19 protein-coding genes are annotated in these 18028 nt (G+C 44.4%); 7 read left to right on the forward strand and 12 right to left on the reverse strand.

The window, feature by feature from the left end; genetic code table 11:
* The first annotated feature begins 18 nt into the window (after positions 1-18).
* Both H6G17_RS13950 and H6G17_RS13955 read left to right on the forward strand, forming a co-directional pair.
* Positions 19-1503, forward strand: coding sequence for a 16S rRNA (cytosine(967)-C(5))-methyltransferase (locus tag H6G17_RS13950; protein WP_192158044.1), 1485 nt, complete (start codon positions 19-21; stop codon positions 1501-1503).
* 80 nt (positions 1504-1583) lie between these two features.
* On the forward strand, positions 1584-2006 hold the full coding sequence (locus tag H6G17_RS13955) for a TerB family tellurite resistance protein (RefSeq protein WP_192158046.1): 423 nt from the start codon (positions 1584-1586) through the stop codon (positions 2004-2006).
* Positions 2007-2176: 170 nt separating this feature from the next.
* Here the strand turns inward: H6G17_RS13955 and H6G17_RS13960 are convergent, their stop codons facing one another.
* The 3 genes from H6G17_RS13960 to H6G17_RS13970 form a co-directional block, all read right to left on the reverse strand.
* The gene (locus tag H6G17_RS13960; protein WP_192158134.1) at positions 2177-2401 is read right to left on the reverse strand and encodes a hypothetical protein; all 225 of its coding nucleotides are present in this window, start codon (positions 2399-2401) and stop codon (positions 2177-2179) included.
* A 150-nt stretch (positions 2402-2551) separates the two neighbouring features.
* On the reverse strand, positions 2552-3637 hold the full coding sequence (locus H6G17_RS13965; protein WP_192158048.1) for a homogentisate phytyltransferase: 1086 nt from the start codon (positions 3635-3637) through the stop codon (positions 2552-2554).
* Entirely contained in the window at positions 3637-4488 is an 852-nt protein-coding gene (locus H6G17_RS13970) for a methyltransferase domain-containing protein (RefSeq protein ID WP_192158050.1), read from the reverse strand. The genes H6G17_RS13965 and H6G17_RS13970 overlap by 1 nt, the downstream gene beginning before the upstream one ends.
* 131 nt (positions 4489-4619) lie before the next feature.
* Here H6G17_RS13970 and H6G17_RS13975 point away from each other — a divergent pair, with 131 nt between their 5' ends.
* Both H6G17_RS13975 and H6G17_RS13980 read left to right on the forward strand, forming a co-directional pair.
* Positions 4620-5954: a TrkH family potassium uptake protein gene (locus H6G17_RS13975; protein WP_192158052.1), complete on the forward strand. Its 1335-nt coding sequence runs from the start codon at positions 4620-4622 to the stop codon at positions 5952-5954.
* 140 nt (positions 5955-6094) lie between these two features.
* Positions 6095-6790: an NAD-binding protein gene (locus H6G17_RS13980; protein ID WP_192158054.1), complete on the forward strand. Its 696-nt coding sequence runs from the start codon at positions 6095-6097 to the stop codon at positions 6788-6790.
* Between the two features lie 206 nt (positions 6791-6996).
* On the opposite strand, the gene H6G17_RS13985 is transcribed toward H6G17_RS13980, so the two are convergent.
* From H6G17_RS13985 to gyrB, 4 genes are all read right to left on the reverse strand, one after another.
* Positions 6997-7470, reverse strand: a complete 474-nt coding sequence (locus H6G17_RS13985) for a DUF2127 domain-containing protein (protein ID WP_192158056.1) — start codon at positions 7468-7470, stop codon at positions 6997-6999.
* A gap of 157 nt (positions 7471-7627) precedes the next feature.
* Positions 7628-8497, reverse strand: a complete 870-nt coding sequence (gene lipA / locus H6G17_RS13990; RefSeq protein WP_192158059.1) for a lipoyl synthase — start codon at positions 8495-8497, stop codon at positions 7628-7630.
* 105 nt (positions 8498-8602) lie between these two features.
* A complete protein-coding gene (locus tag H6G17_RS13995; protein WP_242038381.1) occupies positions 8603-9547 on the reverse strand; it encodes an MnmC family methyltransferase in 945 nt (314 codons plus the stop codon).
* A 3-nt stretch (positions 9548-9550) separates the two neighbouring features.
* Positions 9551-11488, reverse strand: coding sequence for a DNA topoisomerase (ATP-hydrolyzing) subunit B (gene gyrB / locus H6G17_RS14000; protein WP_192158063.1), 1938 nt, complete (start codon positions 11486-11488; stop codon positions 9551-9553).
* 128 nt (positions 11489-11616) lie between these two features.
* On the opposite strand from gyrB, the gene miaA reads away from it, so the two are divergent.
* From miaA to H6G17_RS14015, 3 genes are all read left to right on the forward strand, one after another.
* The gene (gene miaA / locus H6G17_RS14005; RefSeq protein ID WP_192158064.1) at positions 11617-12594 is read left to right on the forward strand and encodes a tRNA (adenosine(37)-N6)-dimethylallyltransferase MiaA; all 978 of its coding nucleotides are present in this window, start codon (positions 11617-11619) and stop codon (positions 12592-12594) included.
* Between the two features lie 3 nt (positions 12595-12597).
* The gene (locus H6G17_RS14010) at positions 12598-13185 is read left to right on the forward strand and encodes a DUF2459 domain-containing protein (RefSeq protein WP_192158066.1); all 588 of its coding nucleotides are present in this window, start codon (positions 12598-12600) and stop codon (positions 13183-13185) included.
* Between the two features lie 167 nt (positions 13186-13352).
* Entirely contained in the window at positions 13353-13676 is a 324-nt protein-coding gene (locus tag H6G17_RS14015) for a hypothetical protein (protein WP_192158068.1), read from the forward strand.
* A 120-nt stretch (positions 13677-13796) separates the two neighbouring features.
* Here the strand turns inward: H6G17_RS14015 and H6G17_RS14020 are convergent, their stop codons facing one another.
* The 5 genes from H6G17_RS14020 to H6G17_RS14040 all read right to left on the reverse strand — a co-directional run bounded on the left by H6G17_RS14020 (position 13797) and on the right by H6G17_RS14040 (position 18021).
* Positions 13797-14084: a DUF2103 domain-containing protein gene (locus H6G17_RS14020; protein ID WP_192158070.1), complete on the reverse strand. Its 288-nt coding sequence runs from the start codon at positions 14082-14084 to the stop codon at positions 13797-13799.
* Between the two features lie 53 nt (positions 14085-14137).
* Complete coding sequence (gene clpS / locus H6G17_RS14025; RefSeq protein WP_242038389.1) at positions 14138-14431, reverse strand: ATP-dependent Clp protease adapter ClpS; 294 nt, start codon at positions 14429-14431, stop codon at positions 14138-14140.
* Between the two features lie 245 nt (positions 14432-14676).
* Positions 14677-16707: an FAD-dependent oxidoreductase gene (locus H6G17_RS14030; protein WP_192158074.1), complete on the reverse strand. Its 2031-nt coding sequence runs from the start codon at positions 16705-16707 to the stop codon at positions 14677-14679.
* A gap of 128 nt (positions 16708-16835) precedes the next feature.
* Positions 16836-17492 carry a phosphoribosyltransferase gene (locus H6G17_RS14035; RefSeq protein ID WP_192158077.1) on the reverse strand — a complete coding sequence of 219 codons (657 nt, stop codon included), beginning with the start codon at positions 17490-17492 and terminating at the stop codon, positions 16836-16838.
* A 301-nt stretch (positions 17493-17793) separates the two neighbouring features.
* A complete protein-coding gene (locus H6G17_RS14040; protein WP_192158078.1) occupies positions 17794-18021 on the reverse strand; it encodes a hypothetical protein in 228 nt (75 codons plus the stop codon).
* Positions 18022-18028: the final 7 nt, after the last annotated feature.

Raw genomic sequence — 18028 nt, forward strand, 5'->3', positions numbered from 1 at the left:
TCCAACTTACAATCGGGCATGGAAAATCCTCGCCAACTAGCTTTTATCGCTCTCAAGGCAGTACATCGCGATGCTTATGCAGATGTCGCTTTAGATCGGGTACTCAGTCAATCGAATTTAACCGCCATCGATCGCCGTTTGGTAACAGAATTAGTTTACGGTAGCGTTAGGAGAATGCGATCGCTCGATGCTTTAATCGATCGCTTAGCCAAAAAAAAATCTCACCAGCAACCCCCTGACTTACGCACTATCCTCCATCTCGGCTTATACCAGCTGTGCTACCTCACTCAAATTCCCTCCTCTGCTGCTGTCAACACGACAGTAGAATTGGCGAAAACTAATGGTTTATCTGGATTGAAGGGGTTTGTCAATGGGATTTTGCGTCAATTTATTCGGGAGTCGGTAGGGGCGGGTTTCCAAACCCGTCCGTACGGGAGTCGGGAGTCGGGGGACAAGGGAGAGGGGAGAGACAAGGGGGATAAGGGGGAAAAACAACCAACTACCAACTACCAACTACCAACTACCTATTACCCATTACCAGAAGATCCAGTTGAAAGACTGGGAATTCTACACAGTTACCCTAATTGGATGATTGAATTGTGGTTGGAACAGTTGGGTTTGGTAGAAACAGAACAACTGTGCGAATGGTTTAATCAACCGCCAGCGATCGATCTACGAGTTAATACTTTACAAACTTCTATCGAAGAAGTAGAAACGCAGTTGCAAGCAGCAGGGATGTCTGTCACTCGGCTTCCTCATCTACCCCAAGCTTTGAGGTTGACTGGAAGTATTGGTGCAATTCAGAACTTACCTGGATTTAGTGCGGGATGGTGGACTGTACAAGATAGTAGCGCTCAACTTGTGAGTCACGTACTCGATCCGCAAGCAGGAGAAGTTGTCATTGATGCTTGTGCTGCACCTGGAGGTAAGACAACTCACATAGCCGAATTAATGCAAGATCGTGGGACAATTTGGGCTTGCGATCGCACGACATCTCGTTTGAATAAACTTAAAACAAATGCCGAACGCTTACAATTGCGATCGATAAAAATTTGTCCCGGCGATAGCCGTTCTTTGCCTCAATTTACGAATATAGCCGATCGCGTGTTGCTCGATGCTCCCTGTTCTGGATTGGGAACTTTGCACCGCCACGCCGATGCTCGTTGGCGACAAACACCCGCATCGGTACAAGAACTTGCTAACCTACAAAAAGAACTACTCGATCGCACGGCTACCTGGGTTAAACCTGATGGTATTCTTGTCTACGCCACTTGCACTCTTCATCCTTTAGAAAATGAAAGAGCAGTGGAATGGTTTTTATCAAGCCATCCCCAATGGCAAATCGATCCTCTTCCACCCAATTCTCCTGCAACTCCATTTTTCACCGCCGCTGGCTGGCTGAAGTTATTCCCCCATCAGCATCAAATGGATGGCTTTTTTATGGTTCGATTGAAGAGAAGGGAGCAGAGGGCAGGGAGCAGGGAGCAGGGGGACGAGAGCTGAGGGAGAGTCGCCCTGCTGGGGGAGCTGAGGGAGCAGAGGAGCAACAACTGTCAACTGTCAACCAATACCAATTACCAAAAATGACTAATAATTCTAATACCAAAAGTTTAATGAAAATCTTGATCGGTGCTGCTTGGTTGGACGGCAAAATTCAACCGGAGGAAAGGAAATATCTTCAGCAAGTCGCTCAAGCAAAAAATTTGGCTGACGATCCAGAGATTCGACCTTTACTCAACGAACTCCGAACAGTACAGCCTACAGAATGTTATGAATGGATTCAAGCATATTTAGGCGATCGCCCTAATGAAACAGCTTACCAAAGTTTGATTGAAGCTATTGGCGGCTTAATTTATAGTGATGGCAATGTTGCCCTAGAAGAAGCTCAATTGCTTAACAAAATAGAGTCTTCTTATTCAGAAGAAACAGAGCATCATTCCATCCACAATTCCGCAATTCACGCAATCCAAAATCTCTACCGTCGTTGGGTAGAGACTCAAAATTAGTCATTAGTCATTGGTCATTTGTCATGAGTGAGTGGTGCTTAGCTAGTGGCTAGTAATTAGTGGTTAGCGGCTGAATTTTTCATCAATTTACTCCCCACCAGTCACCAATCGCTAATAACTGATAACAGACGTTACATGTAACGTCTCTACACTGACTTCTGACTTCATTGTTACTTTGGTTCGCCAACTCCTGGAGTTTCTTCTTTTTTCACTTCTGGTACTACGCCGGGACGCTCTTTATCTTCCCAACCTACAGGACGCTTGGAATTGTACCAAGCAACTGAACCAATTGTCGCAGCAGCAATAAAACCAACTACATATACTAGAGTTGCAGAGATTGGAAAGTGGGGCTGATTTACTGCCGCATCTGCTGCTGCTTGCATTAATATTTGCATAGTCATAATTTCCTCAAATTGCTAATACTACTGTTTAGACCCTATATAAACAGAGTACCATTTCCATCCTCCCCAGGAAAGAAGCAGCAAACAGCGATCGGTGACCAGCGACCAGCGACCAGTTATCAACCACCAATTACCAATTACCGATTAGCTTCCCAACAAACAAGCTACTGGAAACAGCAGATATTCTAAAAAAAATAGCTTCCAAATGAATTGATAGCAACTGGCGATCGCGCTTTTATCTTGTAAGTTTACTTGACGGCTGCGCCACCATAGCAAAGCTAAGAGTAATAAGTGGGTACTGATGAGAAAAGTTGAGTTAACTGAGGGAAGTCCTCGAATGTCTGCAATTATTATACCTACATAACATGTAGCTATTACCCAAAGTGCTAGGTTAAAAACTTTTTCTTTCCCTAAAGCGATGGTGAAAGTTGTGATGTGATACTGGCGATCGCCTTCCAAATCGGGAATGTCCTTAAAAATTGCGATCGCAAAGGTAAATACCACAATAAATAAAGTTAGCGTCCAAACCGAGCTAGGAATTCCTAAAATTCCTTGCCATAACCAGTTGAAATGTAGAAATAATCCTAAATTAACTATTGCTCCTCTAACAGAAAAAATGCATAAAGCTGCCCAAAAAGGAAATCTTTTTAAACGGATTGGTGGTAAAGAATAAGCTGTTCCAATTGCTAAACTTATTGCTACCATGCCAAATAAATACCATCCAGCAGTCCCAGCTAATACCAGCGCCAAAATTCCCGTTATGGCTATTAAAATTTGACCTGTACGCCGTGAAAACTCACCAGATGCTATTGGTAAATGGGGTTTATTAATTTTGTCAATTTCAACATCTTCTAGTTGATTCAAGCCAACAATGTAAATATTACCGCACAGACAAGCAATCCACGCCAATAAGAAGGGGTGTAGGGGCGGGTTTAGCCAATGAATTATGCGTTCGATAAGAGAACTATCGGCAAAACCCGCCCGTACAGGAGTCGAGAGTTGAATTATGCGTTCGATAAGAGAACTATCGGCAAAACCCGCCCGTACAAAAGTCGGGTGTGGGGAAAGATCGATCTGCGCATCAAAGGCAATTAAATACATTCCTAAGACGCTTAAACTCGTACCGATAATTGTGTGGGGACGCGAGAACTTCCAAAAAGCGTAAAGCCACTCAGCCAAATTTAATCGCTTTACTTTCGGCGTTCTCTGCGTCTTGACGGTACGTTTCATTACTTAATCCCACATAACAAGCCAAATCGAATTAAACCACGCTGGTAGCCCCGCTGCATCAACCCCAGAGATAGTGCTGCTTGAATTGTTTCCCACCCAGATAAAATTAAACCTAATATTGCCGTGGGATTAAGAGCAGAATCGATGACTACATCCCAAAATGGCGCTACGGCAGTTGACCAATCTGCGGTACGGATGCTGTTTAAATTAAGATTGCGGGCGATCGCTTCATATTCCGGTAAGGCGATCGTGTAAGGTAAATGATATACCTCGTAAATCTCGTTTAGATGTTTTTGCTCGTCTGCTGTCAGAATGCCTCCTGACTTAGCATCCGTAGGGCGATGACACCAAGTTACCATTATCAGTTTTCCCCCAGGTTGCAGCACGCGGTAGCACTCTTGCATGAACTTAACTTTATCGGGCATATGTTCGCCGCTTTCTAATGCCCACACAAAGTCAAAGCTGTTGTCTGTAAAAGGCATATTCTGAGCATTTGCAACTAAAAATTCGGTTTTTTGACTCAAACCCATAGTTTGAGCGCGTTGAGTCGCTCTATTCGCTTGAAATGGACTGAGAGTAATCCCCGTGGCTTGGGCATTGTATTTTTGGGCAAGATACAGCGAACTACCACCTATACCGCAGCCGACATCGAGGATATGCTGTGCTTGCTCTACGTCTGCCCATTGCAGCAGTTCTTCAATCAAATCGATTTGTGCCTGTCGCCGCTCTTTTCTCTGTTTTCCATCTGTGCCATAGTAGCCATGATGCATGTGTTCCCCCCACATCTGTTCCCACAAACTAGAGGAGGAATCGTAAAATTGCCCAATCCGCTCGTAAAGTGTTGCACTCATCACAACTCAGTATTAACGCAACCCGCAATTAGCCTACCATAAAGAATTCGGAATTCGGAATTCGGAATTCGGAATTAATTCCTCTTGCTAACTACTAACTAACAATTACTAATTACCACTTACCAAAAATAATGACTGTTCCTCGAACTATTTCTTTAGGATTTTTAGCGGTGATCGCTGTTGGAACTCTGCTATTGATGATGCCTTTTTCTTCTAGTAGCGGTGATTGGACTAACCCAATTGTGGCGCTGTTTACGTCTACTTCTGCTGTTTGTGTCACTGGGCTATCTGTAGTAGATGTGGGGACTTATTTCTCGTTTTTTGGACAGGTAGTTTTAGTTGCTTTGGTACAAATTGGTGGTTTGGGTTACATGACAGCTACCACTTTTTTGTTAGTTTTGATTGGAGTGAAATTTGGGCTGCGCGATAAAGTCGCAATCCAACAAGCACTCGACCGAACAGGTTTATCTAATAGTGCCGATTTAATCCGTTCGATTATTGGCGTAACGTTGATTTTTGAAATTACGGGAGTTTTTCTACTTCTACCAGTTTTTACACCTCAATATGGACTCGATCGCGCCCTGTGGCTATCTATTTTTCACAGCGTGAATTCTTGGAATAATGCTGGTTTCAGTTTATTCAAAGATAGTTTTATCGGTTTTCAATCGTCAATTTTATTAAATTTAGTCGTCACGGGATTGATTATCTTTGGCGGTATTGGTTATGGAGTCCTTTTTCAACTTTATATCTATCTGCGCGATCGCCTCCAACATAAGCCAGAAAGAGTTGTGTTTTCCCTCGATCTGAAAGTGGCAATTAGCACGAGTTTGGTTTTATTGATCGGAGGTACACTTGCTTTCTTTTTAATCGAGTCAAGAAACCCTAATACTTTTGGTAATCTCAGTTGGCAAAATAAAATATTAGCTGCTTGGTTTCAGTCTGTGACTCCGAGAACGGCTGGATTTAACACAATTGATATTGGCAAAATGACTAATGCTGGCTTATTTCTTACTATTGCTTTTATGTTTGTTGGTGCAAGTCCAGGTGGTACGGGTGGAGGTATAAAAACGACAACTTTGCGAGTGCTAACTAGTTGTACCAAGGCAATTCTACAAGGGAAAGAGGACGTGCTACTCTACGAGCGTCAAATTCCACTTAACCTGATTTTAAAAGCTGTTGGCGTACTAGTTGGTTCGATCGCCACTGTAATATTAGCGACTATTTTAATTTCCTTGACTGACCCGAACATAGATTTTATTCAAATCTTGTTTGAAGTCGTTTCTGCTTTTGGTACTGTAGGACTTTCGACGGGAATTACTGCTAACATTTCTGCGGCGGCTAAGTTAGTCTTAATCGCCACCATGTTTATCGGACGGGTAGGTATTTTGTTACTCATAGGAGCCGTACTAGGAGATCCTCGCCCTACTGCTATCCACTATCCCGAAGAAAATTTACTTGTAGGTTAAATCGCTAGAAACAAGTTATATCGGAAGATCTAGGCAAACCTGCTGTTTTTGAGTTGTAAAGGTATATATTTGAATTGGAACGATTTAGCAACTTTACTTCACAGAAGAAGTAAAGCCGATTGAAGCAAAGGTATAAGCGTGTGAATCTGTCGTCTTTAGGTTTTTTTCGCAGTCTCCGCAAAGATAACCACCAATTTGCGGTCATTGGTTTAGGACGGTTTGGGCGTGCTGTCTGCTCTACTTTACATCGGTTGGGTTATGAGGTATTAGCTACGGACATTGATGAGAAAAACGTCAATCAGGTCATGAGCGAACATATTGCAGCTCACGCCGTACAACTTGATTCTACTGACTCTGTAGCGTTAAAAGAAGCGGGAATTTACGAGTTTGATACGGTCATTGTTGCAATTGGTAACTATATACAAGAAAGTATTATTACGACGCTGAACTTGAAAGAAGGTGGCGTACCGCATATTGTGGCAAAAGCATCTTCAGCAGTTCATTGCAAATTGTTACATCGCGTTGGCGCGGATCACGTTGTCTTTCCTGAGTATGAAGCAGGATGCGAGTTAGCGCGATCGCTCACCAAACCAGCTATTCTCGATCGCTTCGATCTCGATCCAGATAATAGCATCGTTGAAGTCATCGTACCTGACGAATTTCATGGCAAAACAATCGGCGATCTACAAATTCGCAACCGCTATGGTTTAAACTTGCTAGCGGTGAGTCATGATGGCAAATTTGAAATCAACCCCGATCCTAGAAAACGCTTAGAGAAGGGTTCTGCTATGGTTGTTATTGGTTGTAATAAGGACATTAATCGCTTGCCAATTTAACCCAGCTTGCCCCTATAGATGTCATAATTTTTTTCCATGCGATCGCTATCTACCTGTCACTTTTGTGTCACATTCACTCATTAGTATGTTTGTAAGTAGACTCTATGTCTGCTCCTCACACCACACTTCAAGGCAACCCTTCCGCACCACGACGGGAGGGTTTTTTATTTCTGGTTTTTATTGGTAGAAGTGCCTGTCATGCGCCCCTACAAATAACGATCGTGTTTGCGATCCAAGAATTCGCGTAGTAAATACCAAAATAAAGCTACATTAATCGCAAAAACTATAAGTTTAATGGCAGATACACCTCGAATAAGTTCAAAGATTTCTACTGGCAAGCTAATTCCAACTAATATCAGGACTAAAATCGTTGCCCAAGCTTTTTCGTACCATAAGCCAACTGCTTCAATTATAGTCACTATGGCGTATACTCCCGTGACAACACCGCTAAACTCTAAAGTTTTAGGATTGAGAGCGAGGAGTTTTTCTAAGAGAAACTTAACGATCTCCCTCTTGCCTGTCAAAATATAATCATCGGCAAACGTCAATAAACTTTGGTACTTGTCTAAAGCTAAAAAGATGGCGATAGAAGCGATCGCTAGTATCAAAGCAGTTAAGCTTTTATAGATAATAATGGCAATTAGGGCGAGAGGCTTCTTTTGACTTCGGATTCTAGCCATAGCGTTAGATCGGCGATCGGTTACCAGTTCTCTAATTATTGCTGCTACTGCTGAGAGTAAAAGCTCTTAGAATCTGGTTAATGGATTAATCCTAGAAGCCAACCAAGCGATCGCCACCTGACTCAATTCTTCGCAATATCACTAAGCGATCCGTTTTTTAGCGAGGATAACGCTGCATCAACTCCCGTACTTGTTCGGCGTGATAAGAACTACGGGTGAGGGGTGAAGAAACCACTTGCAGGAAACCCAACGATTCACCATACTCTCGCCAAGCATCAAATTGTTCTGGAGCAATAAAACTATCTATTTTTAAATGCTTTTGGCTGGGTTGAAGATATTGTCCTAGTGTGAGAATATCGCAATTTACAGCCCGTAGATCTTGCATCACTTGGCGAATTTCAGCATCGGTTTCTCCCAGTCCTACCATCAAACCAGATTTGGTGTAGACAGAAGGAGCTAAAGTACGCGATCGCTCTAACAATTCTAAGGAGCGATCGTAGTCTCCTTGGGGACGTACTCGCCGATACAGGCGGGGAACGGTTTCTGTATTGTGATTTAAGACTTCTGGTTGCGCCTGTAAAATCGTCGCCAAAGCTTCCCAATTCGCACATAAATCGGGAATCAAGACCTCAATCGTAGTTTGGGGCGATACCTCACGAATCGCTTGAATACAGCCGACGAACTGAGATGCACCCCCATCCGATAAATCGTCTCTATTTACGGAAGTGATCACGACATGATTGAGCCGCAGCCGCCGAACTGCTTCAGCTAGGCGTTGTGGTTCTGTGGGGTCTAGGGGTTTAGGTTTTTTCTCAAAATCAATATCGCAGTAAGGACAAGCACGGGTACAAGCTGGTCCCATAATCAAAAATGTTGCCGTACCTGCATTGAAACACTCGCCAATATTAGGACATGAGGCTTCTTCGCAGACAGTATTGAGGGCTAAATCCCGCAAAATGTCTTTAACTTTACCGACGCGCTGCCACTGCGGCGCTTTTACCCGTAACCACTCTGGCTTAACAGTCACAATTAACTTTAACTATGGTTTATAGTCTAGATTTTATCAAGTTAGGGAGTGGTAGTTGGTAGTTGGTAATTGGTAATTGGTAGTTGGTAGTTGGTCACTGACTTGCTAAACGTCTCTACTTCTTCGCTTGCGCCAGCGGGAAGTGGGTTCTAAGCAACTGGTTTGTTGTTCTTGCCCTCGTCTTTGACAAATTATCTCTGCTGAATCAGATAATTGAGGATCGCGATAGGGGATTGCCGCACGGGTCTGTAAATGCTCTCGTTCTTCCTGAGACAGCGGGGGTAAGCCAGAATCATGCCAACTAGCTAGAGTACCAGGCGATCGCCTACCTACGGGTGATGTGGAGCCGATTTTCAATCCTGCTGTTTGTAAAGCCGCTCGTACAGATGCAGCACAGGAATAAGTTGCCAAAATTCCACTACTATGCATACATCGAGCTACGTATCCTAAAAATTCTACCGTCCATAGCTGAGGACACGTAGGCGGGGAAAATGGATCGAGAAAAATTGCATCTACCTGAAAACCAGATGCTTGTAATGCTTGAATCGTCTGCCTTGCATCGCCAAGTAGTAACTTTGCTTGTAGGCGATCGCTTGTAACTTGATGAGTTGTGGCTAACTGGGTTAATTTCGGTAAGAGTGGCGACCAGCTATCGAGGAGATTGTGGGCGATCGCCGCTTGGGGTACTGTTGGATCTAACTCTAAGCCCACGACTTCTACATGACAATTAGGATTCTCTTCCCAAATAGCTGCTAAAGCAGCAGCGGTATTGTAACCCAGTCCGTAACATACATCTAATAATCGTAAAGATTTTTGATGCCGCGCCTTTTGCCGTAGTTGTGTCGGTTCCACAAACTTAAACTCAGCTTCCTGACGCGCCCCAAACTGACTGTGATATGCTTCGCCAAATTCGGCTGAGAAAAACGTGTAAGAACCATCGGCTGTGATTTGAGGGAGCAGGGAGCAGGGACGAGCAGGAAGCAGGGAGTAGAATTCTCCTTGTCCTTCTTCTTTCTCCTGTCTCCTGTCTTCTGTCTCCTGTCTCCTCATCTTTTAAATATCCAACTCTACCAAGTTGAGGCGAGAACCATAAGTTTCGATGAATTCGCGTCGAGGGGCAACGCGATCGCCCATTAATACGGTAAAGATCCGGTCGGCTTCGGCTGCGTCTTCGATCTCTACTCGTTTGAGGGTGCGGGTTTCATTATTCATGGTGGTATCCCACAATTGAGTTGGCATCATTTCTCCCAAACCTTTGAACCGCTGGATCGTATAGTTGGCGTTGGCAGGGAATTCAGCGATTTTTTGTTGCAGTTCGCGATCGCTATAACAATAGTAGTGATTGCGTCCGCGTTCTAGTTTATATAGTGGCGGACAAGCAATATAGATAAACCCTTGCTCGATCAGTTGTCTTTGATAGCGATAGAAGAATGTCAGCAACAAAGTTCTGATGTGCGCTCCATCCACGTCAGCATCGGTCATGATCACGATTTTGTGATATCGCAGTTGGGATGAATCGAATTCTTCGCCCTTTACACCCAAACCTAAAGCGGTGATCAATGCTTGGATCTCGGTATTCTTGTAGATTTTGGCATCGTCGGTTTTCTCAATATTGAGAATTTTACCGCGTAAAGGCAAGATGGCTTGGTTGCGGCGATCGCGTCCTTGTTTGGCACTCCCACCCGCTGAATCGCCTTCTACGATGAAGATTTCCGATTCGCCGGGATCTCTAGAACTGCAATCTGCTAGCTTTCCTGGTAGGGGCGAAGACTCTAGTACTGATTTACGCCGCACTAATTCCCGTGCGTGGCGTGCGGCTTCAGCAGCTTTGAAAGCTTGAATCGCTTTATCTAAGATCGAATCAGCAATGCTGGGGCGAAATTCTAAATATTCCGTCAGCACTTCCCCCACTAACGAATCAACAATCCCCCGTACTTCCGTGTTACCGAGTTTTGTCTTAGTTTGCCCTTCAAACTCTGGATCTGGGACTTTGACCGAAATTACCCCTGTTAATCCTTCACGGACGTGTTCGCCGCTGAGGTTGGGTTCGTTATCCTTGATTTTATTTCGCTTGCGGGCGATCGCATTTAGCGTCCGCGTCAAAACTGTTTTCAGCCCTTCTAAATGCGTCCCACCGTCCACCGTGCGAATGTTGTTGGCAAAGCCTAACAAGTTATCGGTATAGGCATCCGTACACCACTGCAAAGCGACTTCAACTTGGACGTTGTTGCGTTCCCCTTGGACGAAGATAATTTCTTCATGTAAGGCTTGCTTGTCGTTGTTGATGTAGCTGACGTACTCGCGAATCCCACCCTTGTATTCGTAAGTCTCAACTTTTGGTTCTTGGCTTTTGAGTAGTTCTAAACGGTGGTCGGTAAAGGTAATTCTTACCCCTGCATTTAGATACGCTAGCTCTCGCAAGCGACCAGCCAGCGTGATATAGTCAAATTCCGTACCAACTGTAAAAATTTCTGCGTCGGGTTTGAACCTAACTCCAGTTCCAGTCTTTGCTTCTTTAAAAGACTTGGTTTGCAGTTCTCCCATCGGTACGCCCCGTTCGTAGCGTTGGGTATGTACCTTTTTATCCCGCCAAACCGTAACTTCTACCCATTCGGATAGCGCGTTAACGACAGAAATCCCAACTCCGTGCAAACCGCCAGAAACTTTGTAACCACCACCGCCAAATTTACCTCCGGCGTGTAATACTGTCATCACGGTTTCTAATGCTGATTTCCCCGTTTGCGGATGGGTGTCGGTAGGAATGCCGCGACCGTCATCGACCACTTGTACTGAGCCGTCAGCGTTTAAGTCGATTTCTATGTGAGTACAATATCCTGCTAGAGCCTCATCAATGGAGTTGTCTACCACCTCGTATACTAAATGGTGGAGTCCCCTCGGTCCAGTCGTCCCGATATACATCCCTGGTCGTTTGCGGACGGGTTCCAGACCTTCCAAAACTTGAATTTGCTCGGCGCTGTAGCTGCTCGTCATGCAAGGGAGTCTCCGATAATGAGGTTAAATTAACCAATGATATCTAAAATAAGAAATCGTACCAAAATTCTAACACAATAGGCTTAAAGACGACTCTAGGGCATTCTAAAGAGCAATTTATCTAGGGGATGTACCAAACTGATATTTCGCATAGATTTGGCTTGATTACAATCTGTGGAGCAACCGCCACGGGTAAATCAGGGTTGGCAATAACTATCGCTCAAAGACTTAATTCTGTCATTATCAGTGCCGATTCGCGTCAAGTTTATCGCGAATTTAATCTTGGCACGGCTAAACCTACTCCTAGCCAGCAACAACTCATACCTCACTATTTAATTGACATTTGCGATCCCACTGAAACTTTTACCGTGGCGGAGTATCAGGAGCAAGCACGCGAGTTGATTGAAAAATGGAGGAGTACAGAGACGTTGCACGCAACGTCTCTGTACCTATTCCCTCTCCTAGTAGGTGGAACTGGGTTGTACATCCGTTCTATCGTGCGGGGAATGAAGATTCCTAGAGTAGCATCACAGCCAGAATTGCGATCGCAACTTCTATCTTTGGGTCAAAAGCAGCTTTACGCCTTGTTGCAACAAGTCGATCCGGTAGCTGCAACTAAAATTCATCCCAACGATCCCACTCGAACTGTCAGAGCTTTGGAGGTATTTTACGTTACTGGTCGTCCAATCTCGACGCAACAGGGAGAAAATCCCCCATGTTATCCAATTTTACAAATTGGTTTGGACTGTGAATCGAATGCCCTGACTCAGCGAATTTCTCAGCGTACAGAACAAATGGTAGCTGATGGTTTGGTGGCTGAAGTTGAGTATTTGTGTCAAAAATACCGCATGGATTTACCTTTACTCAATACGTTAGGATATCAAGAGTTCAAGCAATATTTAGCTGGCGATCTCTCCTTAGAAGAAGCAAAAAAATTAACTGTATTGCATACGCGACAATTTGCTAAACGACAGCGAACTTGGTTTCGAGCATATCCTCAAATTGAATGGTTTAATGCTGACAGTCCCGATTTAGTAGAAGGAGTGTGGCAGCGAATTCAGGATTTCATAGCTCAACTAAATCTGAAAGAAAACACACGATTCTAAAATGTGAAAACACGCCGCTTTGCTCTTTTCGCCTTAGCAATTACCAGCGTTATCCTCGGAGGATGGATTTGTTCTCCTGCTACTATTATACCTCCTGCTAATCTCATTAATCCAGTTAGTATTTATCTCGTTGATTATGGCTTTCACGGAAGATTAATTCTACCTAGTAATCGCGATAAATGTCTGGAATATGCCTATGGTGATTGGAGATATTTTGCTTTAAATCAACAAGATTGGTTGACTGGAGCAGCAGCATTATTTTTACCAACTCAAGGAGCTTTAGGACGCAAGTTAAAAAACTGCGATCGCTTGTATTTATTAGCCACTCAAAAAGATAGTTCTTTGCTTAGCATTACTGTAGAAAAAGCAAAAGTCGATCGCTTGCTAAAGGTTTTAAATTCATATTTCGATCGCCCTGCTACTATGCAAGTAGAAAATTCTCACACGAGAATGACCCTAGTTCCCTACGATCGCACTTATACCGTGCTGCACAATAGCAATCATGAATTAGTGCAGTGGTTGGAAAATTTAGGCTGTCGCGTTGAAGGTTTTGTCTTATGGGCAAACTTTAAATTAGGGAGTAGGGAGTAGGGAGCAGGGAGCAGGGAAGAATAACAACCAATGACAAATGACAAATTTAGATTTATTACAAGATTTTAACAAAATCACCTAATTCTGTTGCAGTTTGTAACTAATTTTGTATACCAAAACACTGTTCCTTTAGACTGATGGGAATTGAAAGTTTTGGATATACATATATGCAGATACAAAATTTAAACTTTGCAGACGCGATCGCTTTTATATCTGCCATTGCCTGTATTGCTGGTCTGTTATTGCTTTCAGGAGCTAATTCAGCAGAGGTAAACGAGCTAGAAGAAGCAGAGCAAAATTTGTTGCAGATGAGCTTTACTTACTGGTTGCTTTACTGCATCTGTTTGGGATTACAAAAAATTACCTTACCAGATTGGGAAGTTTTGTTAATGAGTTTAAAACTCACTGCGGCTTTGTCCTACTTTCTTACCTTTGCTTGTATTCTTTGTCTACCCCTACATCGATTTGCCGTGCGACAAGTAGAAGAGTAAATCAGTAGAGAGTGGCTAGTGGCTAGTGGCTAGTGACTAGTGGCTAGGTTTTGATTTCAGTCTAGTTACAAGTCACGAGTCACAATTAGATTGCGCACCACTCACAAATGACAAATAACACTATTTTAAAACATTCGTCACTGCTGTTACTAATTCATCCTGGCTGAGAGTCGTCAGGATGAATACTTCTTGTACAGTCTTGCCTTGGCGTGCTATGAGTTTAAATCCACCACGAATCGGCACGGAAATACGAAGTTGCATTTTGGGAGAGTGACCTTTTACCCGTCCAATGACTCCAGGGGTAATTGTTTGAATCCCATCAACGCGAGTCAGGCGTTCTAGCACTGGAATTAAACCTGGAATGTGGGTTGAGTGATTCCAGACCAGCCGACCGTTAGTATTACCCATAAATAGGTTAATAAGTTTTAATATTTCATTTTAATATTTAACCATTTATTGTCCTAAGCTGCCTCTAGTGGAGCCATAGTTAAGCCAGCACGCCGAAGTTGCTGATGATAGAGTTCTGCTTGTTCTTGCGGTCCCACCCAAACGATCGCCTGACCTTCGTAGTGAACTTGATTGGTTAATTCCCAAGCGCGATCGCCCGTCATACCAGGTATATACTTCATCAAACACTCAGCTACATGCTGAAACGTGTTGAAATCATCATCTAACACGATTACCTTGTAATTAGGATATAGCTTGCTGACGACTTGAGACGATTTCTCAGGTGCGATCGTCGGTGCTGTTGCCATCCCGTAAACTGTTGTAGAAACTACCCTGTTCATAGCACGACAGACAGAACTTCACAAAAATACATTCTCTCAAGATAGCAAGGAATGGGCAGTGGTTGACAGTTGACAGTTGAGTGTGCAAAATTGCGACTTGCGACTTGTCTCCCTTATCCTTCAAGTCTCCCTTGCCCCCCTTGTCCCCCTTGTCCCTCCCTGCTCCCCGCTCCCTGCTCCCCGCTCCCTGCTCCCCGCTCCCTGCTCCCTATTCACCGCCAATCATCCCAATCTAGATTGAAAATTGATGTATCTGGGAAGGCTGTAGGATTATTGTTTTGTTGGAGGCGATATTGCAGCTGTTCGAGTAGGGGTTCTCGTCTGGGTAAGTCGTCTACGAGTTGATAAGGGGCGATCGCTTTTTCTAAGCTAAAAGCAGCAGTGGTTCCGGCGGCTGCACCTACAGACCATTCAAAAGAATGTACCCGATAAGCAGCAGAGGCGATATGACTGGTAGCAATACTTTTTCCAGCTACGAGTAAATTATCGATCTTTTGAGGAATCATCGCTCTTAAGGGAATTTGGAAGGGATAAGCCTCACCCGCACCTTGGCGTTCCCCTTCTCGTTCGGTGTTTCCTGGAAGTTCGGGGGGACTTTTGGTCATGCAGGGATGAAAGTCGATCGCATAGTGACCGATCCCTACTGAGTCGGGAAAGATTGTGGAACGAGTCCGTCGGGCAATTTGTTCTGGTGGCTTAGTACTGGCGATCGCATTGATGGTTTCCAGTCCTGCCAAAGCGATTTTCAAACGGCGATACATCTGGGGAGATAAGGTCTGACGGTAGTAATCGTCATTGTAGTTGCGGCGAGAAATATCAATTTCCCAAACGGTAAAGCCTTCTGGCTGTCCCCAACTCGGTCTACCAATAATCCGTCGTCCTTCCCGCATGTAAGGATACTTAGACAAGCCGTGTACCGTTCCCATCGGCGAATCTAGTCCAGATAAATAGCGATTGTTTGGTTGGGGTTGTTTCACCCCGTCCCCCAGTTGCGAATCGGTTGTACCCGTCACCAACCAGTAAAAGTAAGCGATCGCGTGTTCTTCCGCTTTACGCAAGCTTTCTGTTCTCAGTCCCCCTAACCAATTTCCAGGTAGGAGTTGACCGCTTGCCTGCAACTGAGCGCGAGTATAGATTAAATTATCGGCAGCAGTACCAGGACGGTAATCGTTGCCCCACGTCCAATTCTGCATTGAAATATCATCTGGTACGGGGGCTTCAAAATTAATCCCTCCGAATGACATGGGTTCGCCGTCTTTCGGACTCCAAATGCGACGGTAGGTAAATACTAAAGGAAAGCTTGCTAAGCGCGGCAGTTCGTAGCTATAATAAGCAGAATATTGAGAGTAAAATGGAGGAATGTTGTGACCTATAGGGTCTTTAGTCGCCTCCATTGCAAAAGTATAAGTAAAGCCTTGAGTGCAGTAGGGATCGTTAGTCGCACTAGAGGCAGAAGGTTCTAAATAAGAACGGGCATCAATCCCCAGACGATAGGGGACATCTGCTAGCGCAACTAATTCCCCCGTCTCCGTTGCATCCACCACATACCAGTTGTATCTCGCCTCTCGCCTCGCCAAAGGTACAAACCGCAAAATTTCCTTATTCAACCGAGCTGAATTTTCGTAGCGATAGGAGTCTTCAATTGTTTGAGATAGAGGTAGGGTATTGAGAGGTGGCGCGCCAGCAGCAGGACTATGTTGAATTGCGATCGCGCCTTGAATAGTTTGTTGCGATCCAGCGCGGCTAATTTCTAGTTGCTTCACCACAGTGGCAGGAAACCATTTCAGCTGACCGCGACCCTTTTTTGCCGCATCCTGCAACATATCATAAAGAATTTCGTGACCGTCGTGAGGCAGGAAGCAAGAATCGCTCACCCAGCAATCACCAGGGTTTAAATTGCCATTATATTTATCGGCAATGCGTTTTCTTAGTTCTAAATAACCACGGGAGAAAAATAACTGCAACCGTTGGGTTCTGCGTTCGTCCAAAGCAGAAGTTCCCTGAGTCGAAATTTGTCCTCCCATCCAATCGGTAATTTCAGTCATGCAGACAGTCCGTCCTGCTAGCAATCCCTCGTATGCAGTGGCGACACCTGCAAGTCCTGCACCCGTAACGAGAATTTCGCATTCTACCGTTTGGTTGGGGGTTTTAGGTGGTGCGGAGAGGACGGAAAAAGGGATGAGGGGTGGAGTAAAGAAGGCTAAAACAAGACTGATAAAAGCCGCTAAGCGTCTGCGCTGCATAAGTTTGGAGTTGGCTTGCTACCAAAAGCTAACTGGCTCATTGACGTTAGCACTGCACGGCTGAGGTGACAAGTTTTTTGTAAGTGAAAGTAAAGTAGGTAGCGATCGCTCAGCTAACAATTAAAGTACTACGATACATTTCTAGCGACTGTGCCAGCTTGTTGCAACAGTTCGCGCACTTGTGTATCGGTAGTTTGGGGAAACTCAGCGTACCAAGAACCCACGCTGTAAAAAGGTGCAGGCGTTTCTACACAGACAATTTCATCGACTTGAGTGGCTAATTCTTGCTGGGTTTCAGGAGAAGCAACTGGCACGGCGATGACAATCGCCGCAGGTTGCTGTAACTGTAGTGCTTTCACAGCTGCCCGCATGGTTGCTCCTGTTGCCAGACCATCATCTACTAAAATGACTGTGCGATCGCGCAGTTGGGGAAAAGGAAGATTTTGCCGATAGAGCCGTTCCCGTCGCTCTAGTTCCTGTTGCTGTCTGGCTGTAACGCGATCGATTTCTGCTTCAGACAAGTGCAACGCTTCAATAATATCGTAGTTAAGCACTCTTACACCACCAGAGGCGATCGCCCCCATTGCTAATTCTTCTTGCCCGGGGACACCCAGCTTACGTACCAGAAACACATCTAAGGGTGCGTGTAATGCTTGTGCTACCTCAAAGGCGACTGGTACACCACCTCTAGGCAATCCTAGTACCAATACATCGCCACGGTTAGCATAAGCTAGTAACTTCTCAGCCAACGCTTGACCCGCTGTAGTTCGATTTTGGAATAACATGGCATTCTCCTCTCCCGAAGCTGCATATTTATTAGCTTAGGAGTTATTTATTTCTGTTCGCAGCTCCAAGATTTCCCATTCGCTTTTGCGTTACATATTTGCTGTCTACTCTAGCTACAGGTCGAGCGCGATGAATCTTCTTTTATTACATTTTTACCTTAAAAGACTGAAAGCGCTTGTGTCTTTGACCAAAAGGATGAATTTCTTTTCTGCAAGCAAAAGCTGACTCGATCTATTTTAATGCGAGTTTTCTGGAGAAGATTCAACGCAATTTAGAAGTTATGTAAGAGTTTTAGCGCTGCTACAATACTCCTTGAATATCTACCTCATCTAATAAAACTGTTGTTTCAAAACCTATTCTGCCCATTTCTGGCGGGTTCCCCATATCCATTTCAATAGTATAAGACCAGGTTCCAGCAGTAGGTTTATATTGCTTGATTCTACCACTACCACCGATAAATCGAACTACGCGATCGCGGCTGAATTTTGGTAGCGAATGACGCTGCTCTACCCAAAGTTTACTTTTCATATTCTTT

The organism is Chroococcidiopsis sp. [FACHB-1243] (genome assembly GCF_014696895.1).
Classification (GTDB): Bacteria; Cyanobacteriota; Cyanobacteriia; order Cyanobacteriales; family Chroococcidiopsidaceae; genus Chroococcidiopsis.